Source organism: uncultured Escherichia sp. (assembly GCF_948475835.1).
Lineage (GTDB): Bacteria > Pseudomonadota > Gammaproteobacteria > Enterobacterales > Enterobacteriaceae > ECMA0423.
The window spans coordinates 1-3,943 of the sequence record NZ_CAOLGM010000212.1; the positions used below are offsets into that span (position 1 = coordinate 1).

At 49.3% G+C, this 3,943-nt stretch carries 3 protein-coding genes, 1 tRNA gene and 2 pseudogenes; 5 read left to right on the forward strand and 1 reads right to left on the reverse strand.

All coding sequences use genetic code 11. From position 1 onward, the window contains the following. The 3 genes and pseudogenes from paoC to QZF50_RS22900 all read left to right on the forward strand — a co-directional run. Positions 1-702 (forward strand): annotated as a pseudogene (gene paoC / locus QZF50_RS22890) (aldehyde oxidoreductase molybdenum-binding subunit PaoC); the annotation flags it as partial. A gap of 9 nt (positions 703-711) precedes the next feature. Next, entirely contained in the window at positions 712-1,668 is a 957-nt protein-coding gene (gene paoD / locus QZF50_RS22895; protein ID WP_000121356.1) for a molybdenum cofactor insertion chaperone PaoD, read from the forward strand. A 50-nt stretch (positions 1,669-1,718) separates the two neighbouring features. Then, a pseudogene (locus QZF50_RS22900) lies at positions 1,719-2,057 on the forward strand (LysR substrate-binding domain-containing protein); the annotation flags it as partial. A gap of 126 nt (positions 2,058-2,183) precedes the next feature. On the opposite strand, the gene QZF50_RS22905 reads toward QZF50_RS22900, so the two are convergent. Further along, positions 2,184-2,295, reverse strand: a tRNA-Ser gene (locus QZF50_RS22905). A 25-nt stretch (positions 2,296-2,320) separates the two neighbouring features. Between QZF50_RS22905 and QZF50_RS22910 the strand changes: the two genes are divergently transcribed. Continuing rightward, positions 2,321-3,394, forward strand: coding sequence for a site-specific integrase (locus QZF50_RS22910; RefSeq protein WP_061892105.1), 1,074 nt, complete (start codon positions 2,321-2,323; stop codon positions 3,392-3,394). 9 nt (positions 3,395-3,403) lie between these two features. Beyond that, positions 3,404-3,943: hypothetical protein (locus QZF50_RS22915; protein WP_290389011.1), on the forward strand; the 540-nt coding region annotated here is incomplete at its 3' end.

Consider the following 3,943-nt stretch of genomic DNA (forward strand, 5'->3'; position numbering starts at 1 on the left):
TTCCCGGTTTCTGCGGGTTCTGGTGGACAATGGGGCGCGAATACCTCCACCTCCGGCGTTTACGCCGCCTGTATGAAGCTTCGCGAAATGATTGCCTCGGCAGTCGGGTTTGATCCTGAGCAGTCGCAGTTTGCCGACGGCAAGATTACCAACGGTACCCGAAGCGCCACGCTACATGAAGCCACCGCAGGCGGCAGACTGACAGCGGAAGAGAGCATTGAATTCGGAACACTGAGCAAAGAGTACCAGCAGTCGACCTTTGCCGGGCATTTTGTGGAGGTCGGCGTGCATAGCGCGACGGGAGAAGTTCGGGTCCGGCGTATGCTCGCTGTGTGTGCTGCAGGACGCATCCTGAATCCGAAAACTGCGCGCAGCCAGGTCATTGGCGCAATGACTATGGGCATGGGCGCGGCACTGATGGAGGAGCTGGCGGTGGATGACCGTTTGGGCTACTTCGTTAATCACGATATGGCGGGGTATGAGGTGCCGGTCCATGCGGATATCCCAAAACAGGAGGTGATTTTCCTGGATGATACCGACCCCATATCCTCCCCGATGAAGGCCAAAGGTGTCGGTGAGCTGGGCCTGTGCGGCGTGAGCGCGGCTATCGCCAACGCGGTGTATAACGCCACCGGTATTCGGGTACGGGATTATCCCATCACTCTGGATAAGCTGCTCGATAAGCTGCCGGATGTGGTTTAAGGAGAAACAATGTCATACCCGCTTTTTGATAAAGACGAACACTGGCATAAGCCAGAGCAGGCGTTTCTCACCGATGACCACCGGACCATTCTGCGCTTCGCCGTAGAGGCGCTAATGTCCGGTAAAGGAGCGGTGCTGGTGACGCTGGTGGAGATACGCGGCGGCGCAGCGCGCCCGCTCGGGGCGCAGATGGTGGTTCGCGAAGATGGTCGTTACTGCGGTTTTGTCTCTGGCGGCTGCGTGGAGGCCGCTGCCGCTTTTGAAGCGCTGGAGATGATGGGCTCAGGCCGCGATCGCGAAATTCGCTATGGCGAAGGTTCGCCGTGGTTTGACATCGTTCTGCCCTGCGGCGGTGGGATCACGCTGACGCTCCATAAACTACGCTCGGCACAGCCTCTGCTCGCCGTGCTGAACCGTCTGGAACAGAGAAAACCGGCGGGGCTGCGCTACGATCCGCAAGCACAATCGCTGGTGTGCCTGCCCACGCAAACCCGAACGGGCTGGAATCTCAATGGCTTTGAGGTGGGGTTCAGGCCATGCGTCAGGCTGATGATTTACGGACGTTCTCTTGAGGCGCAGGCAACTGCGAGTCTTGCAGCAGCCACAGGCTATGACAGCCATATCTTCGATCTTTTTCCGGCCTCAGCCAGCGCTCAGATCGATACCGATACGGCGGTCATTTTGCTGTGCCATGATCTCAACCGGGAGCTGCCAGTGTTGCAGGCCGCGCGAGAAGCAAAACCCTTTTATCTCGGCGCATTGGGCAGCTATCGAACCCACACGTTACGTCTGCAAAAGCTCCACGAGCTGGGATGGTCCAGGGAGGAAACAACGCAAATCCGGGCACCCGTCGGGATATTCCCCAAAGCCCGGGATGCGCATACTCTGGCACTCTCCGTGCTGGCAGAAGTCGCCTCTGTACGTCTCCATCAGGAGGAGGATTCATGCCTGCCCCCGTCGTCCTGATCCTTGCGGCCGGGCGTGGAGAGCGCTTTCTCGCCTCCGGGGGAAATACCCATAAGTGTATCGGCTGGCGTCAGTCCCCGGAGGTTGCGCCTTATCGCTGGCCATTTGAAGAAAACGGGAGAACTTTCGACCTTGCGATTGAACCGCAGATTACGACTAATGATCTGCGTCTGATGTTGAGGCTGGCTCTTGCCGGCGGAGGAATAACAATTGCCACTCAGGAAACTTTCAGGCCATATATTGAAAGCGGTAAGCTTGTATCGCTGCTTGATGACTTTCTTCCACAATTTCCGGGCTTCTATCTGTATTTCCCACAGCGTCGCAATATTGCACCAAAGCTCCGCGCCCTGATTGACTACGTCAAAGAATGGCGGCAGCAATTGGTTTAAATAGCTGCACCTGCACTGCCTGATGTCAGAACAGTATTTTGATGAATTGCCAAGGTTACAATGGCACAAATGCGGCACAGGAGGAAACGTGGTGTATTTAAATATGGGGTAACTCTTTGATTTTAATGGTGCCGATAATAGGAGTCGAACCTACGACCTTCGCATTACGAATGCGTAAATTGATCTTGTAAAATCAATACCTATCGAATTTAAATGGATTTTTTGCCACAATATTGCCACAGTTCGTTAGGAATCAGGCAGAAATGGCGACTATACGCAAACGTGGTAACTACCAATGGGAAGCTCAAATCCGTAAACGTGGTTTTCCCTCTCAAACCAAAACCTTTAACACCAAAGTGGAAGCAGAAGCTTGGGCCAAAATGATCGAGTCAGAAATGGCGAGAGGAGTTTGGCTTAGCCGCAGCGAAGCGGAATCTACGACGTTGTATGAAGCCCTAACGCGATATGAAAAAGAGATTGTTCCCGACAAAAAAGGGGCAGTGCAAGACCGATCATTGGTGCGGATACTAAAAGGCACTCAGCTGGCGAAAAACTATATGGCCAGCATCAGGAGTGCCGATGTCGCCAAGCTGAGAGATGAATGGTTGAAAATCTATGCTCCTGCAACCGTTTTAAGGCGTTTGGCCTTACTTTCTCATGTATTCAATGTTTCGCGGAAAGAATGGGGCATGGAGAGCCTACTGAATCCCGTAGAGGCCATTCGCAAACCCCAACCCAAGAACTCCAGGACCAGACGCTTGGAAGCGCTGCCTGTAGTTTCTGAGAAAACCGGAGTTACGTCTGGAAAGGAAATAGCCAACGAGATCGAACATATCATCGCCGCAACGCATTCATTAGTATTGCCAACAATCATTCTTCTGGCGTTAGAGACAGCTATGCGCCGTAGCGAAATCGCAGAACTTCGATGGCGCTTTATTGATCTTGATCGGCGAGTTGCACATCTGCCGGATACTAAGAATGGTAATGCCCGCGATGTCCCTTTATCAACGAAAGCCATTACGATACTGTCCAATCTCAAGGAACATTCTAAGCCAGCTGCTGATAAGGTTTTTGATATGCGTGCAGACGCGATTACCCGAGCTTTTGACCGAGCTGTAAAACGAGCCAGAGAACGATACGAGAAAACAAACTCATTATGTGATGAATCTTTCCTTAAAGATTTAAGATTTCATGACCTTCGACATGAAGCAACTTCTCGACTAGCTGAAATTTTCCCTATGCATGAACTAACCAAAATTACAGGACATAAAGATCCAAGAATGCTAATGCGGTATTATCATCCAAAAGCTGAAGATTTGGCGTTAAAGTTGAAATAAGGACGTTGTATGAATTATAAAAATAAGTTAGTTGATGCATCACCCAAATTAAACAATCCTCAACTATTGGCTATAATATACTTAATACCTTTTGGATACCTGATTGTAGAAAATCCATCATGGCTAGAAAATATATACATTGCCGTTCCAATTTTTCTATCATCTATAGCTTTATTAACTAGTGTATACATAGGATATCGTGAATTATTAAATAAAGTATTTAATAATTCAGTGGTTAAATGGGGTGTAACTGGCTTTACATATTCAGTATGCTTATGGATCGCAAAGTTTAAGTTTGACATAGCTTATGGTATAGCCCCAGAAAATCTTAATTACTCGACATTAGCTTATGCTTTCATGCTCTCATTTCCAATAGGGGCAATGATTTGTGCAATTACAGTCTATATATACATATTTTTGCGAGATGTATCCCCAGCAAAAATAGTAATATCCTCTATGATTTCAGTATATATTGGAAGCTTGGCTCAACATCATATACAGGTGAACAATCTTCCTGAAAAAATAATATTAATAGGACTCATAATTATG